This window comes from Rhodoligotrophos appendicifer (genome assembly GCF_007474605.1).
Classification (GTDB): Bacteria; Pseudomonadota; Alphaproteobacteria; order Rhizobiales; family Im1; genus Rhodoligotrophos; species Rhodoligotrophos appendicifer.
In genome coordinates this window covers 29,629-50,319 of the sequence record NZ_VHKL01000007.1, presented here as the reverse complement: position 1 = coordinate 50,319, position 20,691 = coordinate 29,629, and the positions used below count along the sequence as shown (strand labels likewise).

Here is a 20,691-nt window from a genome sequence, read left to right as displayed (position 1 = left end):
CACCCCAGTGCAGCGGCGCAGGATTTGAACTACCAGTATATTTTTCCGGCGACGGCGAAGGCGTGGCTGGTTTCGTATTTTGCGAGGCCGAAGCCATATCCGATTTGCAGGGAGCCGATGCCGTCGATATGGGCAAACTCGACGCTGGCGGCCATGTTGAGGGCATTGGGCCCGACATCCACCGGCAGCACCACGAAGGGGACTTGCGGCCCGCCGATGAAGGCGGAAGTGACCTTGTCCGTTCGATTGCCCAGATAGCGTTCATAGGCAGCCGAGAAGGTGGGGATCAGCGACCAGGTTTCGTTGACCGGCATGGGCAGAGTGGCGAGCCGCGCCCCCACCCGGGCCTCACCCGTCAACCGCTCGGCGCCCTCAACCTCCAGACCGGCATCGTCCGCCCCCTCTTCGGCAAAGTCGGGCCGCCTCATATACTGAACACCGCCCTCTGCGAAGGGCGTGAACAGGAAGGCATAGATCGACTTGTCATAGGCGACGCCCGCATGGCCTCCTGCCGCAACCATCCGGTACTCGCTCTTTGCGGCCACTTGAACGGGACCGACGCCGAAGGAGCGGCGTGAACTCACCCGCGGGGCCGCGATCGCGGCCCGCCCGTGGAAGCGCAGGATCGGCACGGGTGACCATTGTCCATAGATGCCGCCGACCGGACCCGACAGGCTGGATTTTTGCGTGATGTCCTCAAGGCCGAGATCGGCCCACATCATGCCGGCATAGGCACCGACCATGCCCTGGCCCAGATAAGTGCCCGGAATGTCGATGTCGCCGCCAAACAGCTGGGTATGCTCGGTGGCGCTGCCGCGACTGGCATTGCCGTCATAGCCCAGATCGACCGTGCGGAACTGATAGTCTGTCCAGAACTGCATCCCCAGCTCCGGCACATAGGCGATATCGGCCGCCGGTGCCGGCCCCTCGACCCCCAGCGCCGCAAGCCCGCTGTCGCCCGTCCGGCGCGAGAAGCGGTTGGTGATCATCCGATTCCCGCCAGCCATCATCCGGCCCACCGATGCCGAAGCATCGCCATAGACCTCCGGCGCGAGGTTCCACAACACCGAATGCGCCTCGTTGATGTCCATGGAGGACAACTCCTCCAGCATGTCGTTCAAAACACCCGGCGCAACGTCGCCAATCAGAAAATCAATCGCCTCGCCAACTCGACGCTGATTGCCCCCAAACATGGACGCGTTGAAGTTCGGGGCGAAAATCATACGGATTTCATTCGTCCCGTATTCGAGCTCAGGTGATAGAAAGACCAGATCCGTGCGCAATTCGTCGAACTGCCCGGTGATGCCTCCCGCCGATGTGAGGATCGTATAGGTTTGCCCGCGACTGAAACTGGCCTCGTCATCGGCAACATAGACAGTGCCACCCTCGATTGTGGTCGCTCCGCCGACATTCAAGCTGCTGATCGTTCCATCGACCGCCATATCGAGTAGCAACATCGAACCTACCCTGAAGGTGGCGTCATTGGTGATGTTGAGAACCCCGGAGACCTCTGGACCCTCTCCATTGGCGATGATTTCGTCGGGATCAATATTACCCGGTGCAATGATGCCGCTGATCATCAGATCGCCGACTGTACCCGTCCCATACATGTTGCCACCCGAAGAGACCGAGACGATGCCGTCGGCCAGCGATCCGGTGAGGTTCATGCTGCCGCCTGCCACGGTGAAGGTCCCAGACATCGTGCCCACGCCGGAAAAAGTCACATTGCCGGTGCCCTGTTTGACCACATCACCGTTTCCGGCCAGGGTCCCGGCGATCTCATAAGTCGTGGTATCCGTCAGAGTCAGTGTGCCTCCCTCCAAATTGACGATTGACCCGGTGTTGGACTCCAGTCGGGCAACGGTTTGATTGAAGCCGCCAAGATCGAAGGTCGCGCCATCATCCAGAATGACGGGACGATTGTTGAAGATATTCGCCGCCCCGGCGGCGATTGTGCCGCCCTCAAGAATGAACTCGCCTGTATTTCCGAAGGGATTGGAGATGGTTAGGGTGCCCGCACCGGCTTTGATGACATCGCCAGTGCCCGAGATCGTGCCATCGAAACTCGTGTCGATCGCTTGATCAATGGTGAGATCACCCGAGCCGAGCAAAATACGACTGCCTGTCGCGCCCGTCAGGGATGTCAGGACCTGGTCGAAGTTGTTGAGATCCAGAAGCCCGGTTGCGGCGATATCCATGCTTCCTTCCGCGAGGGCGCCGTCTGCTCCCGCTCGCAAAGTGCCGGCATTGATGGTTGTGCCGCCAGTGTAGCTGTTGGCAGCGTTGTTGAGCACTACGATCCCACTGCCATTCTTGATGAGTCCTTCGGAACCGCTGACGATGCCGTTCACGGTGAGAACCGTGCTTCCATTAGCTGCGAAGGCCCCGCCGCCGGTGCCCAAACTGACGTCTCGCTCGAGTGCCAAATTGCCAGTGGCAAGAAGCGTCGCCTCGTTGCTGATGGTCAGTTCGCCATCAGAGTGTCCAAGATTGGAATTCGTTGCGATTGAAACGGTGCCGCCCTGGATGTCGACACCGCCGACGAAACTGTTGGTGCCCTGGAGGATCAGGGTGCCGTCACCCGTTTTGGTGATGCCCGTATCAAGACCGTCGCGGGCAGCGTCGGGGTCGGAAGGGTCTTCGCCAGAGTTGTAGGCGTCGCTATCGATATTATTTGCAATCGTAACAATCTCGCCGGTGTCCGGATTGAAGCTCAAGCCTGTGGTGCCATGAAGGAAGATGGCGCTGCCGAGGGCAAGCGCTCCTGTTTGCGCGCTGACGGTCCCTCCAGTCATTGAGACATTGCCTTTGAACTCTATGGTTCCACCGTCTTCGACGAAGATGGAGCCGCCAAAGGCGGCCCCTACGCCCGCGGTGGCGCCATTTCCGTCAGTGCCCCCAAATCCGCCCGAAGTTGTCTCCCCGGTTCTCGTGGCACCGCCGCCGGCCCCGTATCCGCCATCTCCACCGAAGCCCATAGTTCCCCCGGCCCGTGTCGCCCCGGCACCGCCGCCACCAAAGCCGCCATTGCCGCCCATCTGCTGGTCCGCTATTCCTGTCGTTCCCGAACCGCCGCCACCGCCGCCGCCGCCGTAACCGCCATCGCCCCCTCGTCCGTTGTTGTTGTCTGAACTAGGGACCGCACCGCCACCTCCCCCCGACCAATCGCCGCCGTTGCCCGATGCCGCGCTCGTGGTTCCGCCGGTTCCGCCATTGGGTCCGCCGCCCACGCCTGCCACAGTGCCGTTGCCGACAGTGGCGTCAGCGCCTCGGCCATAACCCCCGCCGCCCGTGCCGACTGTCCAGCCGGTGAGGCCAGGTCCAGTACCTCCATTCAGCCCGCCGCCTCCCGCGCCGGTGGGGTAGCTGGCATTTGATGTACCCCGCGTCCCGCCGACAGCGGCATTGCTGGCGAAAGTGACGTCCTCCACGATGACATTGCCACCCTTGCCAACAAGGATAGCGCCGCCCGCACCGAGGCCCCCGCCGCCTCCGCCGTTTGAGCCTCCATTGAGCCCACTTCCCCCCTGTGCTCTGGCGTTCTGTAAAGTGACATTGGAAATTGTGACATCAATGGTGGCAGGAGCATCGGTGCCGTCGGCCCGCACAAGAAAGATATTGTAGGCGTTGTTACCGTGGATCCTCAGCCCCGCGGATCCGGAGCCATCAATGGTGACCGAGTCGGTAATTACGGGAAGGGTTCCCCCAAGACCGATCGTCACATTGGATCCGATGTTGAACTCGATTGTGTCTTCCCCGGCATTCGCATTCGCTTGGGAGATCGCCCATCCAAGCGAGTTGACAACTGCGGGATTCCCTGACGCAGACGTTACTGTGTAGGTTGCGGCCATCGCGGGTCCGGCCATGAGACCAAGCGCGAACAGGGCGCATCCACTATACAAGAAGGATTGTCGGTGTCTGGCGCTCGTCATTCTGAAACCCCCGCCTATGTTAATCAGGTGCATTCAACCATAGATGCATCCAGTGGTTGTAGACCTGTGGCGGGCGCACAGACAAAGGTTTCTCAGCTCATTTTAACAGTTCTGTAACCCTGTGGTGTATCGAGCACGTCATACGGAAGAGCACAGGTTTCCTCAAAATATTTAGTAATTTCAATGTTTACAGCGACTGTATAGCCGCGGATAACTGTTAACCTTTAATTAACCGTCCATTCTTCCGGCTAAATCCTGAATGAATTGCCAAGCGACTCTCCCCGACCGGGAGCCACGAGTTGTTGACCATTCTATTGCTTCCCTTTTAAGCAACTCAGGATTGATGCAGAGCTTTAGATGAAGAGCATAAGCCTCTACCATCTCCAGAAATTCAGCCTGTGAGCAGCTATGAAATCCAAGCCATAGACCGAATCGGTCTGATAAGGAGACCTTTTCCTGCACTGCTTCGGAGGGGTTGATGGCCGTAGAGCGCTCGTTCTCCATCATGTCGCGGGGCAGCAGATGACGCCGGTTTGAGGTGGCGTAAAACAGCATGTTCTCGGGGCGCCCCTCAATTCCACCCTCCAAGGCTGCTTTGAGCGACTTGTAAGATGTGTCATCGCCGTCGAATGAAAGGTCATCGCAGAACACGATAAAGCGGTAGCAGGAGTTGCTGCGGATAACGGTCATCAGCGCTGGCAAGGTTTCGATGTCTTCACGATGAATCTCGACCAGCTTCAACACCCCGCCGACCTCCAAGTTCACGGCGGCATGCGTAGCCTTGACGAGCGAGCTTTTACCCATGCCGCGGGCACCCCACAGCAGGGCGTTATTGGCGGGTCGCCCCCGGGCGAAGCGGCTGGTATTGTCGAGCAGCGTGTCGCGCATGCGATCGATGCCGCGCAACAAATTCATCTCTACCCGGTTCACGCGATCGACGGGCTGGAGCCCCGCCGAGGCATGCCAAATGAAAGCCTCTGAGGCGCCGAGATCACTTTGCAGCTGCGCCGGAGGCGATAGGCGCTCCAGCGCTGAGGCGATCCGCTCCAATCGTGTCAGAAGCAGATCGTCATTCTCGTTGATCTTCATGACCTCAGCTCCTCGCGGGGGTGTTGATTTTGGTCGGTGCTTAGCGTGTGGGACGGCCGAGAGGCAAGCACGCCGTGCCGCAACACTAAGGCTTGTATTGCAAACGCCCAATCCGCCGCTATATTCGCGGCGAAATCGGCGGACGTGGTTCCAGGCGAAACGTCATGCTGCGCCCAATCTGAAGGAAGAGACATGTTCATCACGCCGGCCTATGCGCAAGGCATTGCAGCCCCCTCCAGTGACTTTCTGGTGTCGATGCTTCCGCTGGTTGCGATCTTCGTGATCTTCTATTTCCTGCTGATCCGGCCACAGCAGCGGCGAGCTAAGCAGCACCAGGAGATGGTGACCAACATTCGTCGCGGCGACACCATCGTGACCACTGGGGGACTGATCGGCAAGGTATCCAAGGTGATCGACGAGCGCGAGATTCAGGTTGAAATCGCCGAGAATGTTCGCGTCCGCGTGGTCAAAAGCATGGTCGGTGAGGTTCGCGTAAAGGGTGAACCCGCCAAGGACGAGAGTCCCTCGACATAATGCTTGGACGATTGCTGGATACGTCGCTTTGCTGGGAAGGCCATTGAATGTATTTCGCCAGGTGGAAGATTATCGCCATCTTTGCCGTCATCCTGCTCGGCGTGATCACTGCTCTGCCGAATCTACTTCCCGCCGACGTAAGGGAAAGGATGCCGGCATGGCTGCCGAGCAAGACCATGAATCTCGGTCTCGATCTCCAAGGTGGCTCCCAGGTGCTTCTGGAGGTCGATCGCGCTGATCTCGTCAGTCAGTTGACCAACCAATTGATGGGAGATATTCGGCAGGTTCTGAGGGATGAGCGCATCGGTTATACTGGTCTGGGCCGCTCAGGAACGCAGGTTTCACTCCGAATCCGCAACTCCGCCGATGTTGAAAAGGCAATTACGAACATCCAGGAATTGGCGCAGCCTGTAAGCACTGGTCTTTTCGCCGATGGCACAGCCGTGAATTCAGCGGACGTCACTCGAGATGGCGATCGCATTATCGTCAATTTTACCGATGCTGGATTAACAGCTCGGATCAATCGAGCCGTTCAGCAATCCATTGAAATCGTTCGCCGGCGCGTTGACGCCCTGGGGACGACGGAGCCGTCGATTTCTCGTCAAGGCGCGGATCGAATTGAAGTCCAGGTTCCTGGCTTGCAGGACCCCTCTAGGCTGAAGGAGCTTCTTGCCACCACCGCCAAGCTCCAGTTCCGGCTCTTGTGCGAGGAGCAACCACAATCCGCCACGCCGTCCAGCGCTCCGGTTGGTTGCGATCTCCTTTATTCAACTGACGAGCCGAAGGTCCCCTATTTCGTTCAGACATCAAGTCGCTCGACGGTTGAAGGGGAGGATCTTACGGACTCTCAGCCAGGGTTTGATCAGCAGGGTGGTGAGCCGATTGTTTCCTTTCGGTTCAACCAGCGCGGTGCTCAACGCTTTGGCGAGCTGACGCAGCGCAATGTTGGACGCCCATTCGCCATTGTGCTCGACAATGAGGTGATCAGCGCCCCCCGCATAAATGAGGCGATCCTCGGCGGCACCGGCCAGATCAGCGGAAATTTCACGGTTGAGGAGGCCAACGACCTAGCCATCGTTCTTCGCTCCGGAGCTCTTCCTGCGAAACTTCAGATTGTTCAGGAAAGCAGCGTCGGGCCAAGCCTGGGTGCCGATTCCGTTCGCGCCGGTATGATTGCCTCAATCGTAGCCGTGGTCGCAGTTGTGATCTTCATGGTCATTGGCTATGGGCTCTTCGGGGTATTTGCCAATATCGCATTGATTGCGAATTTAATCCTGTTGTTCGGCATCCTGTCTCTACTGCAGGCAACACTGACGTTGCCGGGAATAGCCGGCATTGTTTTGACAATCGGTATGGCTGTCGATGCGAATGTTCTGATCTATGAGCGGATTAGAGAGGAGCAGCGCCTGGGCCGGACCCCGGTTGCGGCCCTCAATGCAGGGTTTGACCGAGCCCTTGCAACCATCATGGATTCCAATGTGACCAGCCTCATCGCTGCGCTTGTTTTATTCGGCATGGGTTCTGGTCCAATAAGGGGATTTGCAATCACGCTGGCGCTGGGCATCGTAACCTCAATGTTTACGGCCTTCACGTTGACCCGCCTGATAATTTCGTGGTGGTTCTCGCGCGCCCGCCCCAAGGCAATTCCGCTTTAAAAAAGTCGAGGCAAACGCCCTATGCGGCCCATCCGTTTCATTCCTGACGACACGAAGTTTCAGTTCATGCGGTTTGCACGGATAGGCTATGCCCTTTCCGGCTTCTGCATGATTGCATCCCTTGTCCTGTTTTTCACCGTGGGTCTCAATTATGGGATTGATTTCAAGGGCGGTACTCTTCTCGAGATCCAAACAAAAGGTCCGGCTGACCTTGGCAACTTACGACGCACGCTGAGCGGCCTGGAGCTTGGTGAAGTGGAAGTTCAGGGCTTGGGGACACCGAACCAAGTCATGATCCGCATCGGCCAGCAGGAAACAGAACAAGCGACGCAGGAGTCGATTTCCAAAGTTCGCGGCGCGCTTGGCGCTGATGTGACATACAACCGAACCGAAATCGTCGGACCAAAGGTCTCATCCGAACTAGCCCAGGTCGGAACAATCTCTGTCCTGGTAGCCGTCGTCGCAATTCTGATTTATGTCTGGTTTCGCTTCGAATGGCAGTTTGCAATTGGTGCCGTTGCCGCTCTTATCCACGACGTTGTGCTGACCATAGGTCTATTCTGTGTCTTAGGACTTCAGTTTAATCTTTCAATTATCGCTGCGATACTGACTATCGTAGGATATTCTCTGAACGATACTGTTGTTGTATTTGATAGAATTCGGGAAAATCTAAGAAAATACAAATCGATGCGGCTGATCGATCTGATCGACTCCTCCCTCAATAGCACTTTGTCGCGCACTGTTTTGACTGCGGCTACGACTTTCATCGCCATGATGTCGCTTTTTTTGTTTGGCGGCGAAGTTATTCGAGGGTTCACGTTCGCGATGCTCTGGGGCGTTATCGTGGGCACCTATTCATCCATTTACGTCGCCACACCTATTCTTCTTTTGGTGGGAGTGAAGCGAGACTGGAGTTCGGTGACCGACAAGGCAAAGGTGGCGGTTAATAACGGGAACGCGTCGAAAGCTAAATCAGCAACGATGCCTTGAGGAGGGCGACAGTGTCGCCGGTCATATGAAGGACGATCGGCAGGTGGTCACGCCGCATTTTCCTGGACGGGCGCCTGTTGATGCTTACGGCAAAGGGGGCTTTCGCTTTGCGGGGATGTCCCATCGGGGGTCTATCTTGCTGCTCCCCAGCGGAATTTATGGCTGGTCCGTATCGGCTCTGACAGATTTGTCTCCTGATAGTTTCGCGCCGGTCTTTGCTGAAGCAAGCGAGATTGAATTTCTTTTGCTCGGATGTGGGTTGGAGCTTGTTCGGCCTGACGGCAAAATTCGCCAAGCCTTCCACGATAATGGCATCCGCCTCGAGCCAATGGGGACCGGTGCTGCAGCCCGTACCTACAATGTGCTTCTGGGGGAGGGGAGGTCAGTCGCTGCAGCATTGATTGCGGTCGACGATCCGCGGTCCACATGAGCTCCGGAGAGGAAGCGGCAAGGTATTGCTTCGACTTGGTGAGGGAAGTGGACAAGGATAGGTTCCTCGCGGCCCTATTTGCCGACGATGAGAAGCGGCCGTCACTCCTTGCCCTGTACGCATTTGACATTGAATTGCGCAGAATTCGAGACCTTGTGTCCGAGCCAATGCTGGGTGAGATCCGTCTGCAATGGTGGGCTGACGCGCTCGACCGCAGCTTTAACGGGGCAACGGGTGATCACCCGGTTCTTGAGGCTTTAGCTCCCGCATTAAGCAGTGGCGCAATCGGACGCACCGGCCCGGCCAATCTCATCGAGGCACGACGCTTTGACCTTTATGATGATCCAATGCCGAGCCAGAATGATCTCGAAGGCTATCTGGGCGACACATCCTCGGCTCTCATGCAGATGGCTGCACTGACCTTGATTGGAAAAGATGCCGATTCATGCGCAGAAGTGAGCGGATTGGCGGGAGTGGCCTTCGGTCTGACCAGTTTGCTTCGCGCGATGCCGTTGCTGCGATCCAGAGGGCAGTGTTTTCTTCCCCAGGACCTGCTTGCAAGTCACGGGATGACGGTGGCGCACGTTTTGTCAGGACGTTGGGATGGGCCAATGCAAGCGGCTGTCTCCGATCTTGTGTCTCTGGCGAGGCGGCGGCTGGATGAAGCGCGGTCGCACGTGCGGAAGGTGCCTGAAGCGGCTCTTCCGGCCTTTCTACCGGCAGCGTTGGTGCCAGAATACCTGCGCCAGCTTACGCGAGGGTCTCGCAATCCGTTGAAGATCACGAGCGACATCGGACCTGTCCGCCGGCAATGGCAATTATGGCGATCAGCTCGGCGAAAAACGTTTTGATCACTCTCCCGACCCTGTCCCTCTGGCTTGCCTCTCGCTTCACAGATTGTGGAATCTAATTAAAATATAATACGGTCTACACGCTTTATGAGCGCTTGGTGGGCCCGAAACGTTTTTCGAACTCGGCGCGCAAAACCTCGTCGACGTCATCCATTCCGGCGCTGATGCCAAGATCAGCAAGGCTGGTTACCCCATGCTGATGGACGCCGCAGGGAACGATACCGGAGAAATGCTCGAGTTCAGGGTTGATGTTGAGTGCGATCCCGTGGAAGCTCACCCAGCGCCGAACACGTATTCCGATCGCAGCAATTTTTTCTTCGATTTCGCGCTCTCGATCCCGTCTGGTGACCCAAACACCTATGCGTTCAGACCTTGTCACAGCGGTTACACCGAACCGAAACAAGGAGTCGATGAGCCAGTTTTCAAGCTCATGCACGTAGAGCCGCAGATCTTGACCGCGTTTTGACAGATCGAGCATGACGTAGGCGACGCGCTGACCAGGGCCGTGATAGGTGAACTGACCGCCGCGACCTGTCCGGTGGACCGGAAAACGTGCCGGAGTGAGCAAGTCCCGATCGTCCGCACTGGTGCCGGCCGTATAAAGGGGAGGGTGCTCCAAGAGCCAGACTTGCTCTGCGGCTCCGCCGGCAGAAATCTCGGCGACTCGGGCCTCCATTTGGTCGACCGCTGCAGCATACTCCACCAGGCCCTTGGCCACCGACCATTCAACTGACGGGGCAGAGCGAAATAGGCGTGTAGCGGCTTCCTTAGCTATGTTCTTGTCGAGCATGCCAACTTCTTAAACCGGCGATTTTCAAAGAGCTATCGGAAAGGCTTGCTTTGCCGCATCCGGGTTGTTACATGAGCGCCACCCCGACAGGGGCTACCTCGCGGTCGTGGCGGAATTGGTAGACGCACTAGCTTGAGGGGCTAGCGGGTTAACCCCCGTGGGAGTTCGAGTCTCCCCGACCGCACCATTCACCTCTCATGATCATTACGGCCCATTGCGCTGCAGCAATGGTTGCGAGATGGTGCGTCCCCTCGGAGATGCAACCACTTGCTGCAGGGAGGTCGAGAATGGAAATTGTTGAGCGTCCTCTCACTCGAAATGAAGATGGCGATTTCGATGCCAGCTTCGTGCAATCCATTCTCTCTACGTTAGATACCGACGACAGGGAGGGTGTGCGAGAGCTGGTCAAAGATCTGCATGCAGCAGATCTCGCCGATCTCATCGAATTGCTGCGTCCCGATCAGCGGGCTCAACTCGTCACTCTTCTTGGAAGAAAGTTCGATCCTGAGGTTCTGACCGAACTCGATGCCCCGGTGCGCGATGCCCTTTTCGAGCTCTTGACGCCCCGGGCCGTGTCGGTGGCTTTAGGCCGCCTCGATACGGACGACGCCGTCTACCTCTTGGAGGACATGGACGAGGAGGAGCAGGAGCAGTTCCTCAGATCCGTACCTCGCAAGGAGCGGGCCGCGCTGAAGCGGGCCCTCGATTATCCGGAGGACTCAGCAGGTCGGCTCATGCAGACCGCTTTCGTCGCGGCTCCCGGCTTCTGGACTGTGGGTCAGGTGATCGAGTACATGCGCGGTGATGAAGACGTACCGGAGCAGTTTTATGAAGTCTTCGTTGTCGATCCTCTCATGCATCTTATTGGGACCGTCGATGTTTCGCGCATCCTGAGAAGCGGAAACGAGATCCCTCTCGAGCAGATCATGGCGACGGAGCAAACGACTTTCACAGTTACGGACGAGCGAGAGGACGTAGCTTACAAATTCGAACGGTACAATCTCGTGTCCGCCCCAGTTGTTGATACGGACGGGCGCGTCGTCGGTATGCTCACGGTGGATGATATCGTAGACGTCATCCAGGAGGAGGCCGAGGAGGATATTCTGCGCCTCGGCGGTGTAGGCGACGAGGTGATTACGGACCCAGTATGGCGCACCACGCGCAGCCGCTTCACTTGGCTCTTGATAAATCTTTTTACGGCAATTCTTGCGTCCACAGTGATCGGGGCTTTCGATGCGACCATCAGCGAAATGGTAGCTCTGGCCGTATTGATGCCGATCGTGGCGTCGATGGGGGGTAACGCTGGCACCCAGACTATGACGATCGCAGTGCGGGCTCTGGCCACGCGCAGCCTTGGTAAGCTCAATGCTGTGCGAGTAGTGGGTCGCGAATGCGCGGTAGGACTGATCAATGGTGTTCTGTTCGCTCTGATCCTCGGCGCCGTTGTCTATGCTTGGTTTGGCAGTGACAGCCTCGGCTTAGTCCTGGGCGCGGCGATGGTTATCAATATGCTGGCTGCAGCTCTAGCGGGCATTCTCATCCCGCTGACACTCGATTATTTCGACGTAGATCCTGCCGTTTCTTCTACAGTGTTCGTAACCACGGTGACCGATGTGGTGGGCTTCTTTGCGTTCCTCGGGCTGGCAAGCTTATGGCTGATGTGAATCAGGAGTAGCGCTTGAATTTGGCGGAGAAAAAGGAAAGAAAACCGCCGAAAACGGCTAATTTTATCGCGCGTTTCGTTGCATCGGTCTGCAGCCATTGCTACATATGGCATTAGCCGAATCGTGGCCGTGTAACGGCCATGACGCTCCCCCCTCCCTCAATATGCAGAGGCATTGAAGATTGGCCGATAACGATCGAGGACCATCTGGTTCGGAGCCCGTTCCTTCGGATGTGACCCCCATCTCCATCGTCGAGGAAATGAAGCGTTCCTACCTCGATTATGCGATGAGCGTAATCGTGAGTCGGGCGCTGCCTGATGTCAGGGATGGCTTGAAGCCGGTCCATCGCCGCATCCTGTTTTCGATGCACGAGAATGGTTACGACTGGAATAAGGGATACCGAAAGTCCGCTCGTATCGTGGGCGATGTCATTGGTAAGTACCATCCTCACGGTGACCAAGCGATCTACTTCGCTCTGGTTCGAATGGCTCAAGATTTTTCGATGCTGCTGCCGCTGATCGACGGCCAGGGAAACTTCGGCTCTGTGGACGGAGATATGCCAGCCGCGATGCGTTACACAGAGGTCCGGCTGGCGAAACCTGCACACCTGTTGCTGGATGATCTCGACAAAGAGACGGTTGCATTTCAATCTAACTACGACGATACGGAGCATGAGCCCTCTGTACTTCCGGCGAAATTTCCTAACTTGCTCGTCAATGGAGCGGGTGGCATCGCCGTCGGGATGGCGACGAACATTCCCCCGCATAATTTGGGCGAACTTGTTGATGCCTGTGTAGCTTTGCTGGCCAATCCCGGGATCTCGATTGAAGAGATCAATGAAATCGTGCCCGGTCCGGACTTTCCCACCGCAGGTCTCATTCTCGGCCGGTCTGGAATTAGGTCGGCGTACCAGACGGGCAGGGGCTCCATAATCATGCGGGCCCTTGTGGAGGTGGAAACGGTTCGTAAGGAGCGCGAGGCCCTGGTCGTGACGGAAATTCCGTACCAGGTGAACAAGGCCTCCATGATCGAGAAGATCGCCGATCTTGTTCGCGAGAAGCGAATTGAAGGCATCGCGGATATCCGCGACGAATCCTCGCGAGAAGGCATGCGCGTGGTCATCGAACTGCGCCGTGAGGCGGTCGCGGATGTGGTTCTTAACCAGCTCTACCGTTTCTCTCCTCTGCAGACGAGCTTCGGCTGCAACATGGTGGCTCTCTCGGGGGGGCGCCCCGAACTTCTCAACCTCAAGGATATGCTCCAGTTCTTTGTCAGCTTTCGTGAGGAAGTTGTCACAAAGCGGACGAAGTTCCTTCTGAACAAAGCGCGGGACAGAGCCCATGTTTTGGTCGGTCTGGCGATAGCGGTCGCCAATATCGATGAGGTGATCCGAGTAATCCGAACAAGTCCTGATCCTGCAACCGCTCGTGCCGAGTTGATGAGCCGTGACTGGCCTGCGAAGGACATGGTGGCGCTCGTCATGCTGATTGCCGATCCTCGTCACATCGTGACGGATGGCGGCACAATACGCCTCTCTGAGGAGCAGGCGAGGGCCATCCTCGACTTGCGACTGCAAAGGCTGACGGCGCTCGGACGAGACGAGATCGGTGACGAGTTGCAGGAACTCGGCGGCAAGATCTCCGACTATCTCGACATCCTGCGCTCACGCGATCGTGTCCAGACAATCGTACGTGACGAGTTGCAAGCAGCAAAGGCAGAGTTTGCTAAGCCGCGCCGGACTCAGATCCTCGACGACGGCTTCGAGGTCGAAGATGAAGATCTGATTGCTCGCGAGGATATGGTGATCACCGTGTCCCATAGCGGGTATATCAAGCGCGTGCCTCTCTCGACCTATCGTGCGCAGCGGCGTGGCGGCAAAGGCCGCTCCGGTGTCTCGATGAAGGAAGAGGATTTCGTATCCCAGTTGTTTGTGGCCCATACGCACACACCGGTCTTGTTTTTTTCATCGACCGGTATGGTCTACCGCATGAAGGTATGGCGCCTGCCGGTAGGAACGCCGCAGGCGCGCGGCAAGGCACTCGTGAACCTTCTGCCGTTGAAACAGGGTGAGAATATTTCCACGATTCTGTTCATGCCTGAAGATGCCGAAGAGGCCGAACGGTTGAATCTGATCTTCGCCACTCGCTCTGGCAGCGTGCGCCGTAACGATCTTGCAGACTTCATCAATATCAATCGTGCCGGAAAGATTGCGATGAAGCTCGAAGAGCCAGGCGACTCGATCGTGGGGGTCGCCGTGGCTACGCCTGACGATGATATCTTACTGACCACGGCCAACGGGCGCTGCATTCGTTTTCCCGTTCACGATGTGCGGGTCTTTGCCGGTCGCACATCCACGGGCGTTCGGGGTGTTCGGCTCGGAACCGACAAGGAGTTGGGATCCGATAAGGTCATTGCGATGACTGTTCTTCGGCACATAGATGCAACACCGGCGGAGGCGAAGGCCTATCTGAAGCTTCGCCGCGCTATGCGCGGTGAGGAAGCAAATGCTGGCACTGAGATCGATCCAGAGCTGGAAGAAGGCAATGGCGAGGAAGAAGGAAGTGCGGAAGAAGTGTCTCTTAGCCAGGAACGCTATGCACTTCTATCTGCCGCGGAGCAGACCGTTTTAACCGTTTCTCAGAATGGATATGGAAAACGAACTTCTTCCTTTGAGTACCGGGTCACCGGGCGAGGCGGAAAAGGTATCATCGCTATGGCGGTGAATAGACGTAATGGCCAACTGGTTGCCTCTTTCCCGGTCGAGGAGAATGATCAGATCATGCTGGTCACCAACGGTGGTCAGCTCATTCGCTGTCCCGTGCACGGTATTCGTGTTGCTGGTCGAAACACTCAAGGGGTGACGATCTTTGACACAGCTGATGGAGAGAGAGTGGTCTCTGTGGCCCATGTCAATGAAGATGACGATGACCCTGAGGAGATCTCGACGGCTGGTTGAGGAAAGCATCTGCAGCGGAGTGGAATTTTTGCACCGAATGCGGGGCGGCGACAGATCTTAAACGTTCTGATGTTTGCCGTCGGCCCTAAAGGTGGGGCTTATCTCCGCTCTGCACGCTGCCCGTTTGCGATGAAGTGATTGCAGGCAACTCGGAAGCCCATATGTGTCGGCCTCTTTGCATCGAGATTGACACGGAAGTTTCGACACGATCACCGACGCATTACGGCAAGGAAAGCGCGCAGGCTTCCATCATCGGAAGCCTAGCTCAAGAGTTTTCAGTATTGGGTGCCACCGGAGGCTCTGCTTGCAGTGGCTTAACCGGACCCCCAAAAAGGCTTCAGTAGAAACTCCGACATCGGCAGGCGAGGACTTCCGTCATTCTGCGAAATCTCACAAGCTGTTGTTTTTTGGGAGGGTTCTTCACTCAGTTCATTTGCCGGGCGGGTTATTATGTCGCTCATTTGGTGACTTATGGTGGCACTTTGATGGTGCTTAGCGCGATTTCAGACGGTATGTATGCGCTGCCTGCTCGGCAACGAGAGTTTTTCTTTCGAGCAGGGAGTGGCGCTGATTAGTAGATTGCCTGAGATGATGATTGGTGGTGGCATCAGGCTTGCGATGTCGCGCCGAACCGGCGAAGGAGAGCTTAGCGTATGCTCATCGGATTCTATCCGGGCAGCTTCGATCCCGTGACAAACGGCCATGTGGATGTCATTTCACGTGCTGCTCGCATGTTCGATAAGCTGGTGCTGGCGGTTGGCGTGCACCATGGCAAGACGCCTCTCCTGTCGGCAGAAATACGCGTCGACCTCATGGAGGAAGTGTGTATTCCCCTGGGAAGGGATGTGGGATGTGAAATCAGTGTCATCACTTTCGACACCTTGGCTGTTGAGGCGGCTATCGCAGCCGGCGCGACCGTAATGGTGCGGGGCTTGCGTGATTCCTCTGACTTCGACTACGAGGTGCAGATGGCGCAGATGAATGCCAGCATTGCCCGGGATGTGGAGACGATCTTTCTAGCTGCAAGTTCCAATACACGCATGATCGCCTCATCGCTGGTGAAACAGATTGCCCGCATGGGCGGCGACATCTCACCATTCGTCCCTGACCTTGCGCGGCGGCGCATCGACGCTGCCTTGCTGCGCGAGTTCGCCTGAGGACAAACAAACAACCGACCGAGAAAGGTAGGCTTCTATGTTCGATATTTTGAAACTGATTTCCACAGTCCTCTTATTTGCAATGGTTCCCGGTGCGGCTCATGCGGCGAACCCCTCGGATCCTGAAAACACGATATATCTCGATCTGAAGGATGGTCGGGTCGTGATCAAGCTACGCCCGGACCTCGCTCCCGAGCATGTTGAGCGGATCAAGAAACTCACACGCGAAGGCTTCTACAATGGTGTCAAGTTTCACCGCGTGATCGAAGGATTTATGGCTCAGACAGGGGATCCGACGGGCACTGGCATGGGTGGTTCAAAGTACCCAGACGTCAAAGCTGAGTTCACAAAGGAGCCCTTCGAGAGGGGCACGCTAGGCATGGCTAGATCTCAGAGCCCCAACAGCGCCAACAGTCAATTTTTCATCTGCTTTGAGGATTCCAGCTTCCTCAACGGTCAGTACACTGTTTTTGGTGAAGTGGTCGATGGGATGGAATTCGTAGACAAGATCAAGAAGGGCGCCAGCGGCAGCGGCACGGTCACCAATCCGGACGTGATCGTGAAAATGCAGGTTGCTTCTGACGCGAAGTAAGGAGCGCAGCTAGGACCGCCATGCGTGTCGACGCCTTCAATTTCGATCTACCGGAGGCGTCGATCGCACTACGTCCCGCTGTCCCTAGGGATGCTTCGCGTTTGCTTGTCATAGAGCCCGAGGCCGAGCCAGAATTCTCCGATGCCTGTGCGAAGGATCTGGCCCATCATCTTCGGGCTGGCGATGTCCTCGTTTTCAATGACACGAAGGTCATACCGTCGCGACTTTCAGGTAGAAGGATCGGCCGGGGCGGGTATGAGCCGGCGATCGAAGCAACCTTGATTGAGCGTCTCGACGAGGCGACCTGGGTTGGCCTTGTGAGACCGGGCCGCAAACTCGCACCTGGCGATCGAGTGCGGTTTGGAGCCGATCCAGAGGTTTGTGAAGCAGAGGTCTTGGACGCTACAGTTCTAAGCAAGAGTGAAGAGGGGACGATAAAGCTTGCCTTTGATGTGGCGAGCCCGATCCTGGATGAGCGGATCAAACTTCTCGGCTCACTTCCCCTGCCGCCTTATATTGCATCAAAGCGATCTGTGGATGTCCGTGATGCTGATGATTATCAGACGATGTATGCTCGCCACGAAGGTGCCGTCGCAGCACCGACAGCCGGTCTTCATTTCACTCCAAGCTTGATGAGCAGCCTCTCGGAAGCGGGTATTGCCTCTGTTTTCGTCACATTGGAGGTAGGGCCAGGAACGTTTTTGCCGGTGAAAGCAGTGGAGACGAAAGCGCACCGGATGCACTTTGAGCGTGGGGTTATTACCGCCCAGGCAGCGCAGGTTTTGAATGCGGCTCGTGCCACTGGTGGTCGCATCGTGGCGGTCGGGACGACTTCGCTCCGCTTGCTGGAGACCTCGTCCACTAAAGACGGTCTAATAAGGCCGTGGTCGGGCACCACCAACCTCTTTATCACGCCAGGATATCAATTCTCCGCCGTCGACCTCTTGATGACGAATTTTCATCTTCCGCAATCCACGCTGTTCATGCTGGTCAGTGCTTTCGCCGGACTTGATCGCATGAAAAGAGCTTACGTCCATGCAATCGACGCGGGTTATCGGTTCTATTCTTATGGCGATGCCTGTCTGCTGCATCCGGATCGAAGCAGATGGCGCTGAAGGAAGATGCCTTCACATTCCGCCTGCTGGGTAAGGATGCCGATGCTCGGACGGGCCTCATTGACACACCCCGAGGGGCGGTCCGTACGCCCGCTTTTATGCCGGTGGGCACTGCAGGCACAGTAAAAGCATTATATCCCGATCAGGTTGACGGTTCGGGCGCAGACATCCTTCTGGGAAATACCTACCACTTGATGCTCAGACCCGGGGCTGAGCGGTTGGCTCGGCTGGGCGGGCTTCATCAATTCATGCGGTGGCAGAAGCCGATTTTGACAGACTCTGGAGGTTTTCAGGTGATGTCTTTGGCCAGTCTGCGGAAGATCACCGAGGAGGGCGTCGCTTTCCAGTCGCATATCGATGGATCGCGTTACATGTTAACACCCGAGCGATCGATCCAGATTCAAGGACTGATCGGCTCTGATATTCAGATGGTTCTGGACGAATGCGTATCGTGGCCCTGTTCTGAGGCACAAGCAGACGCCTCGATGCAGCTCTCACTCCGTTGGGCTGAACGCTCCAAGGCAGCTTTTGGTACGCAAGCGGGACGGGCACTTTTTGGCATCGTGCAGGGAAGTACCTTCAGGGGCTTGAGAGAGAGCTCTGCGCGAGGTTTGATCGACATCGGCTTTGACGGCTATGCCATTGGTGGGCTTGCCGTGGGCGAGGGGCAGGCCCACATGCTCGCTACCCTGGAATATACCGCGCCCCTGCTTCCCGAGAACAAGCCACGTTACCTCATGGGTGTCGGCACACCTCACGATCTCCTCGAGGCGATTTCGATCGGAATCGACATGTTCGACTGTGTGATGCCAACCCGAGCCGGGCGTCACGGGAAAGCGTATACGCGTCGAGGGCCAGTCAACCTTCGCAACGCGCGCCATGCCGAAGATCATCGTCCTCTGGATGAGGAAAGCGCCTGCCCCGCTGCATTCGCGTATAGCCGCGCCTATCTTCATCATCTCTTTAAGGCTGAAGAGTTGCTCGGGCAAATGTTGCTGTCATGGGCAAATACGGCGTATTACCAGAACCTGATGCAACAAGCTCGACAGGCAATCGCACACCAGCGATATGAGGAGTTCAGGGCTGAGACGAAATCCGTTTGGGCGAGAGGCGATATAACACCTCTCTAAACCCGGAACTCTTACGCGGCATGTCCAGGTTTGAGCTTTGGTCTATCCGAAACCACTCGCAAGTGGTGCTTCTGTGCCGACCACCGAAGTGCAAAGTTATCGAATGCCTCCGCAGAGAGGGGGACTGTGATGTAGTAGCCCTGAGCTTGCTCACATCCGATCTCGGCAAGGAATGACAAGATCTTAGCGGTCTCGACGCCCTCCGCCACAACGCGCAGTCCCAGGTTGTGACCCAACCCGACAATCGATCTCACGATTGTTCGCGCATCCTGATCTCGCTCAGCTTGGCTGACGAAAGACCGATCTATCTTAATCTCACTGAACGGCATTCGATAAAGCTCGACCAGCGACGAATAACCGGTGCCGAAATCATCAAGCGCTAACGCAAATCCCTTAAGTCGCATTCGCGTTAGGACGTCGAGTGTAGCAGGTTGATCGTCCAGTGCGACGCTTTCGGTAATCTCCAAAACAATCATTGAGGGATCGACCCCCGCCGCGCGAGCCCGCGCCTCGACTTTATCCGGTAACGCCAAGTCGCTCAGCAAATCCCCAGGGACGTTAACCGCCATCGTGAAGCCCGGCCACTGCCTCACCCAGCGAGCAAGATCAGCAAAAGCAATCTCGAAGACCCGCTCCGTAAGCTGTCCCATCAGTCCGTGCAGAGCCACCGCGCCCAGGAACTGGTCGGGTGACAACAGTCCCCGCGCTGGATGATGCCAACGAACAAGAGCTTCGACACCCTGAACCGGCAAGACCCGCATATCCGCTAGACTGATCTTAGGCTGATACCTCAGAACGATCTCGCCGTTACCGAGGGCCTGTTCAATCTCCCGCAGAGTGACGGCTTCTGGCTTCATCTTGCTCGCCTTGAATAGGGCGATCGCTTCATCCGCGACGATCGGCTTACGCAGCGTACCTGCAACCTCAAGATGGCGAGCAGTCGCAAGGTTAGCAGCTGTATTCAATACCTTGCCATCCTGCGAACCCATGATGATGAGTTTCGCTCCACATTCTTGTTCGGACAGCCAGCGGATAAGTTCGACGCCGTCCATGTCGCCAGCATTCAGATTAAGGCAAACCATAGTAGGCTGCCAGCCAGCGAATAGTTCAATGAGGTCTCCTGCAGAAGCTACGGCGCGAGCTTCAATACCGAGATCAACGGCGAGCGTGACCAGTGCCTTACCGGTGTCCCGGTCAGGATCAACGATCAACATCCTCTGCATAGCCGTAATCATCATCGCCATCTTTTCCGACGACACTTCGAGAGCTCATGTCGTCTGACCTACTTAGATCAGCTCGTGCAGCAATCCTTGCCAGACTCTGCTCAGGAAGAGTGCCACATGATGTACGGAAAGTCTTACTTCGATGTTACGAAATCAAGTGCCCGATTTCGGAGAGGGGCAGGGCAACAAAAAATTTCTTCTGAAAATACAGTTACTTAGATCGAGCGACCCATTTATGCAGCGGGCCGAGCCGTATTTGGTGGCTTTGGACCACCGCTAAAGCTTCCACACAGATTTTATAGTAACTTTTTACCTTGAGCAGCAAGAGACTTATGGCGGCTCAAATAGTCGAAACGGACTCGCGTGTCAGAGGGGCTCGAACCTGTAAATTGATGAGTCCGAATCACAGGAGAGTCGAGACGCTAATTTCAAATGGTCGCTGCTCGGTAGGCTCGCCTCTACTCGTAAGGTGGCTCCCCCGGATTGGGAGAAGCTGATGGTTAGAGTGAAGAGAACCAGGGCGGACTCTTTCGTCAAACCCGAGCCATTCCCGCTTCCATAAGAGCGGACTAAACGACAGGAA

At 56.6% G+C, this 20,691-nt stretch carries 15 protein-coding genes and 1 tRNA gene; 12 read left to right on the top strand and 4 right to left on the bottom strand.

Going from position 1 to position 20,691, the window contains the following annotated elements:
* Positions 1 to 29: 29 nt before the first annotated feature.
* Positions 30 to 3,932, bottom strand: coding sequence for an autotransporter domain-containing protein (locus FKM97_RS16010; protein WP_144293448.1), 3,903 nt, complete (start codon positions 3,930 to 3,932; stop codon positions 30 to 32).
* Between the two features lie 228 nt (positions 3,933 to 4,160).
* Positions 4,161 to 5,021, bottom strand: a complete 861-nt coding sequence (locus FKM97_RS16005; RefSeq protein WP_144293447.1) for an ATP-binding protein — start codon at positions 5,019 to 5,021, stop codon at positions 4,161 to 4,163.
* A gap of 192 nt (positions 5,022 to 5,213) precedes the next feature.
* On the opposite strand from FKM97_RS16005, the gene yajC reads away from it, so the two are divergent.
* The 5 genes from yajC to FKM97_RS15980 are packed head-to-tail and all read left to right on the top strand — an operon-like array spanning position 5,214 to position 9,481.
* A complete protein-coding gene (gene yajC, locus FKM97_RS16000; RefSeq protein WP_144293446.1) occupies positions 5,214 to 5,555 on the top strand; it encodes a preprotein translocase subunit YajC in 342 nt (113 codons plus the stop codon).
* Between the two features lie 47 nt (positions 5,556 to 5,602).
* Complete coding sequence (gene secD, locus FKM97_RS26735) at positions 5,603 to 7,210, top strand: protein translocase subunit SecD (protein ID WP_144293445.1); 1,608 nt, start codon at positions 5,603 to 5,605, stop codon at positions 7,208 to 7,210.
* Positions 7,211 to 7,231: 21 nt separating this feature from the next.
* Entirely contained in the window at positions 7,232 to 8,200 is a 969-nt protein-coding gene (gene secF, locus FKM97_RS26730; RefSeq protein WP_144293444.1) for a protein translocase subunit SecF, read from the top strand.
* Positions 8,201 to 8,225: 25 nt separating this feature from the next.
* Positions 8,226 to 8,630 carry an Mth938-like domain-containing protein gene (locus tag FKM97_RS15985; RefSeq protein ID WP_144293443.1) on the top strand — a complete coding sequence of 135 codons (405 nt, stop codon included), beginning with the start codon at positions 8,226 to 8,228 and terminating at the stop codon, positions 8,628 to 8,630.
* Positions 8,627 to 9,481, top strand: coding sequence for a phytoene/squalene synthase family protein (locus tag FKM97_RS15980; RefSeq protein WP_144293442.1), 855 nt, complete (start codon positions 8,627 to 8,629; stop codon positions 9,479 to 9,481). The genes FKM97_RS15985 and FKM97_RS15980 overlap by 4 nt, the downstream gene beginning before the upstream one ends.
* 85 nt (positions 9,482 to 9,566) lie before the next feature.
* Here the strand turns inward: FKM97_RS15980 and lipB are convergent, their stop codons facing one another.
* Positions 9,567 to 10,271, bottom strand: coding sequence for a lipoyl(octanoyl) transferase LipB (gene lipB / locus FKM97_RS15975; RefSeq protein WP_144293441.1), 705 nt, complete (start codon positions 10,269 to 10,271; stop codon positions 9,567 to 9,569).
* A 100-nt stretch (positions 10,272 to 10,371) separates the two neighbouring features.
* Between lipB and FKM97_RS15970 the strand changes: the two genes are divergently transcribed.
* The 7 genes from FKM97_RS15970 to tgt all read left to right on the top strand — a co-directional run bounded on the left by FKM97_RS15970 (position 10,372) and on the right by tgt (position 18,885).
* Positions 10,372 to 10,458: transfer RNA gene (locus FKM97_RS15970), tRNA-Leu, on the top strand.
* Between the two features lie 100 nt (positions 10,459 to 10,558).
* The gene (mgtE, locus tag FKM97_RS15965) at positions 10,559 to 11,935 is read left to right on the top strand and encodes a magnesium transporter (protein ID WP_144293440.1); all 1,377 of its coding nucleotides are present in this window, start codon (positions 10,559 to 10,561) and stop codon (positions 11,933 to 11,935) included.
* A gap of 181 nt (positions 11,936 to 12,116) precedes the next feature.
* Entirely contained in the window at positions 12,117 to 14,891 is a 2,775-nt protein-coding gene (gyrA, locus tag FKM97_RS15960; RefSeq protein WP_281290111.1) for a DNA gyrase subunit A, read from the top strand.
* A gap of 653 nt (positions 14,892 to 15,544) precedes the next feature.
* Positions 15,545 to 16,048, top strand: a complete 504-nt coding sequence (coaD, locus tag FKM97_RS15955) for a pantetheine-phosphate adenylyltransferase (protein ID WP_144293439.1) — start codon at positions 15,545 to 15,547, stop codon at positions 16,046 to 16,048.
* A 37-nt stretch (positions 16,049 to 16,085) separates the two neighbouring features.
* Positions 16,086 to 16,640: a peptidylprolyl isomerase gene (locus tag FKM97_RS15950; protein ID WP_205015077.1), complete on the top strand. Its 555-nt coding sequence runs from the start codon at positions 16,086 to 16,088 to the stop codon at positions 16,638 to 16,640.
* A 20-nt stretch (positions 16,641 to 16,660) separates the two neighbouring features.
* The gene (queA, locus tag FKM97_RS15945) at positions 16,661 to 17,755 is read left to right on the top strand and encodes a tRNA preQ1(34) S-adenosylmethionine ribosyltransferase-isomerase QueA (RefSeq protein WP_144293438.1); all 1,095 of its coding nucleotides are present in this window, start codon (positions 16,661 to 16,663) and stop codon (positions 17,753 to 17,755) included.
* Positions 17,746 to 18,885, top strand: a complete 1,140-nt coding sequence (tgt, locus tag FKM97_RS15940) for a tRNA guanosine(34) transglycosylase Tgt (RefSeq protein ID WP_144293437.1) — start codon at positions 17,746 to 17,748, stop codon at positions 18,883 to 18,885. Before queA ends, tgt begins: the two co-directional genes overlap by 10 nt.
* An 11-nt stretch (positions 18,886 to 18,896) precedes the next feature.
* Here the strand turns inward: tgt and FKM97_RS15935 are convergent, their stop codons facing one another.
* On the bottom strand, positions 18,897 to 20,144 hold the full coding sequence (locus FKM97_RS15935; RefSeq protein WP_144293436.1) for an EAL domain-containing response regulator: 1,248 nt from the start codon (positions 20,142 to 20,144) through the stop codon (positions 18,897 to 18,899).
* Between the last annotated feature and the right edge of the window lie 547 nt (positions 20,145 to 20,691).

Excerpts from the sequence above, each read along its gene's own strand:
- secF (WP_144293444.1), top strand. The coding sequence starts at position 7,232 with ATGCGGCCCATCCGTTTCATTCCTGACGACACGAAGTTTCAGTTCATG.
- FKM97_RS16005 (WP_144293447.1), bottom strand. The coding sequence starts at position 5,021 with ATGAAGATCAACGAGAATGACGATCTGCTTCTGACACGATTGGAGCGG.
- FKM97_RS15950 (WP_205015077.1), top strand. The coding sequence starts at position 16,086 with ATGTTCGATATTTTGAAACTGATTTCCACAGTCCTCTTATTTGCAATG.
- FKM97_RS15985 (WP_144293443.1), top strand. The coding sequence starts at position 8,226 with ATGAAGGACGATCGGCAGGTGGTCACGCCGCATTTTCCTGGACGGGCG.
- mgtE (WP_144293440.1), top strand. The coding sequence starts at position 10,559 with ATGGAAATTGTTGAGCGTCCTCTCACTCGAAATGAAGATGGCGATTTC.
- lipB (WP_144293441.1), bottom strand. The coding sequence starts at position 10,271 with ATGCTCGACAAGAACATAGCTAAGGAAGCCGCTACACGCCTATTTCGC.
- secD (WP_144293445.1), top strand. The coding sequence starts at position 5,603 with ATGTATTTCGCCAGGTGGAAGATTATCGCCATCTTTGCCGTCATCCTG.
- queA (WP_144293438.1), top strand. The coding sequence starts at position 16,661 with ATGCGTGTCGACGCCTTCAATTTCGATCTACCGGAGGCGTCGATCGCA.
- FKM97_RS16010 (WP_144293448.1), bottom strand. The coding sequence starts at position 3,932 with ATGACGAGCGCCAGACACCGACAATCCTTCTTGTATAGTGGATGCGCC.
- FKM97_RS15980 (WP_144293442.1), top strand. The coding sequence starts at position 8,627 with ATGAGCTCCGGAGAGGAAGCGGCAAGGTATTGCTTCGACTTGGTGAGG.
- coaD (WP_144293439.1), top strand. The coding sequence starts at position 15,545 with ATGCTCATCGGATTCTATCCGGGCAGCTTCGATCCCGTGACAAACGGC.
- tgt (WP_144293437.1), top strand. The coding sequence starts at position 17,746 with ATGGCGCTGAAGGAAGATGCCTTCACATTCCGCCTGCTGGGTAAGGAT.
- yajC (WP_144293446.1), top strand. The coding sequence starts at position 5,214 with ATGTTCATCACGCCGGCCTATGCGCAAGGCATTGCAGCCCCCTCCAGT.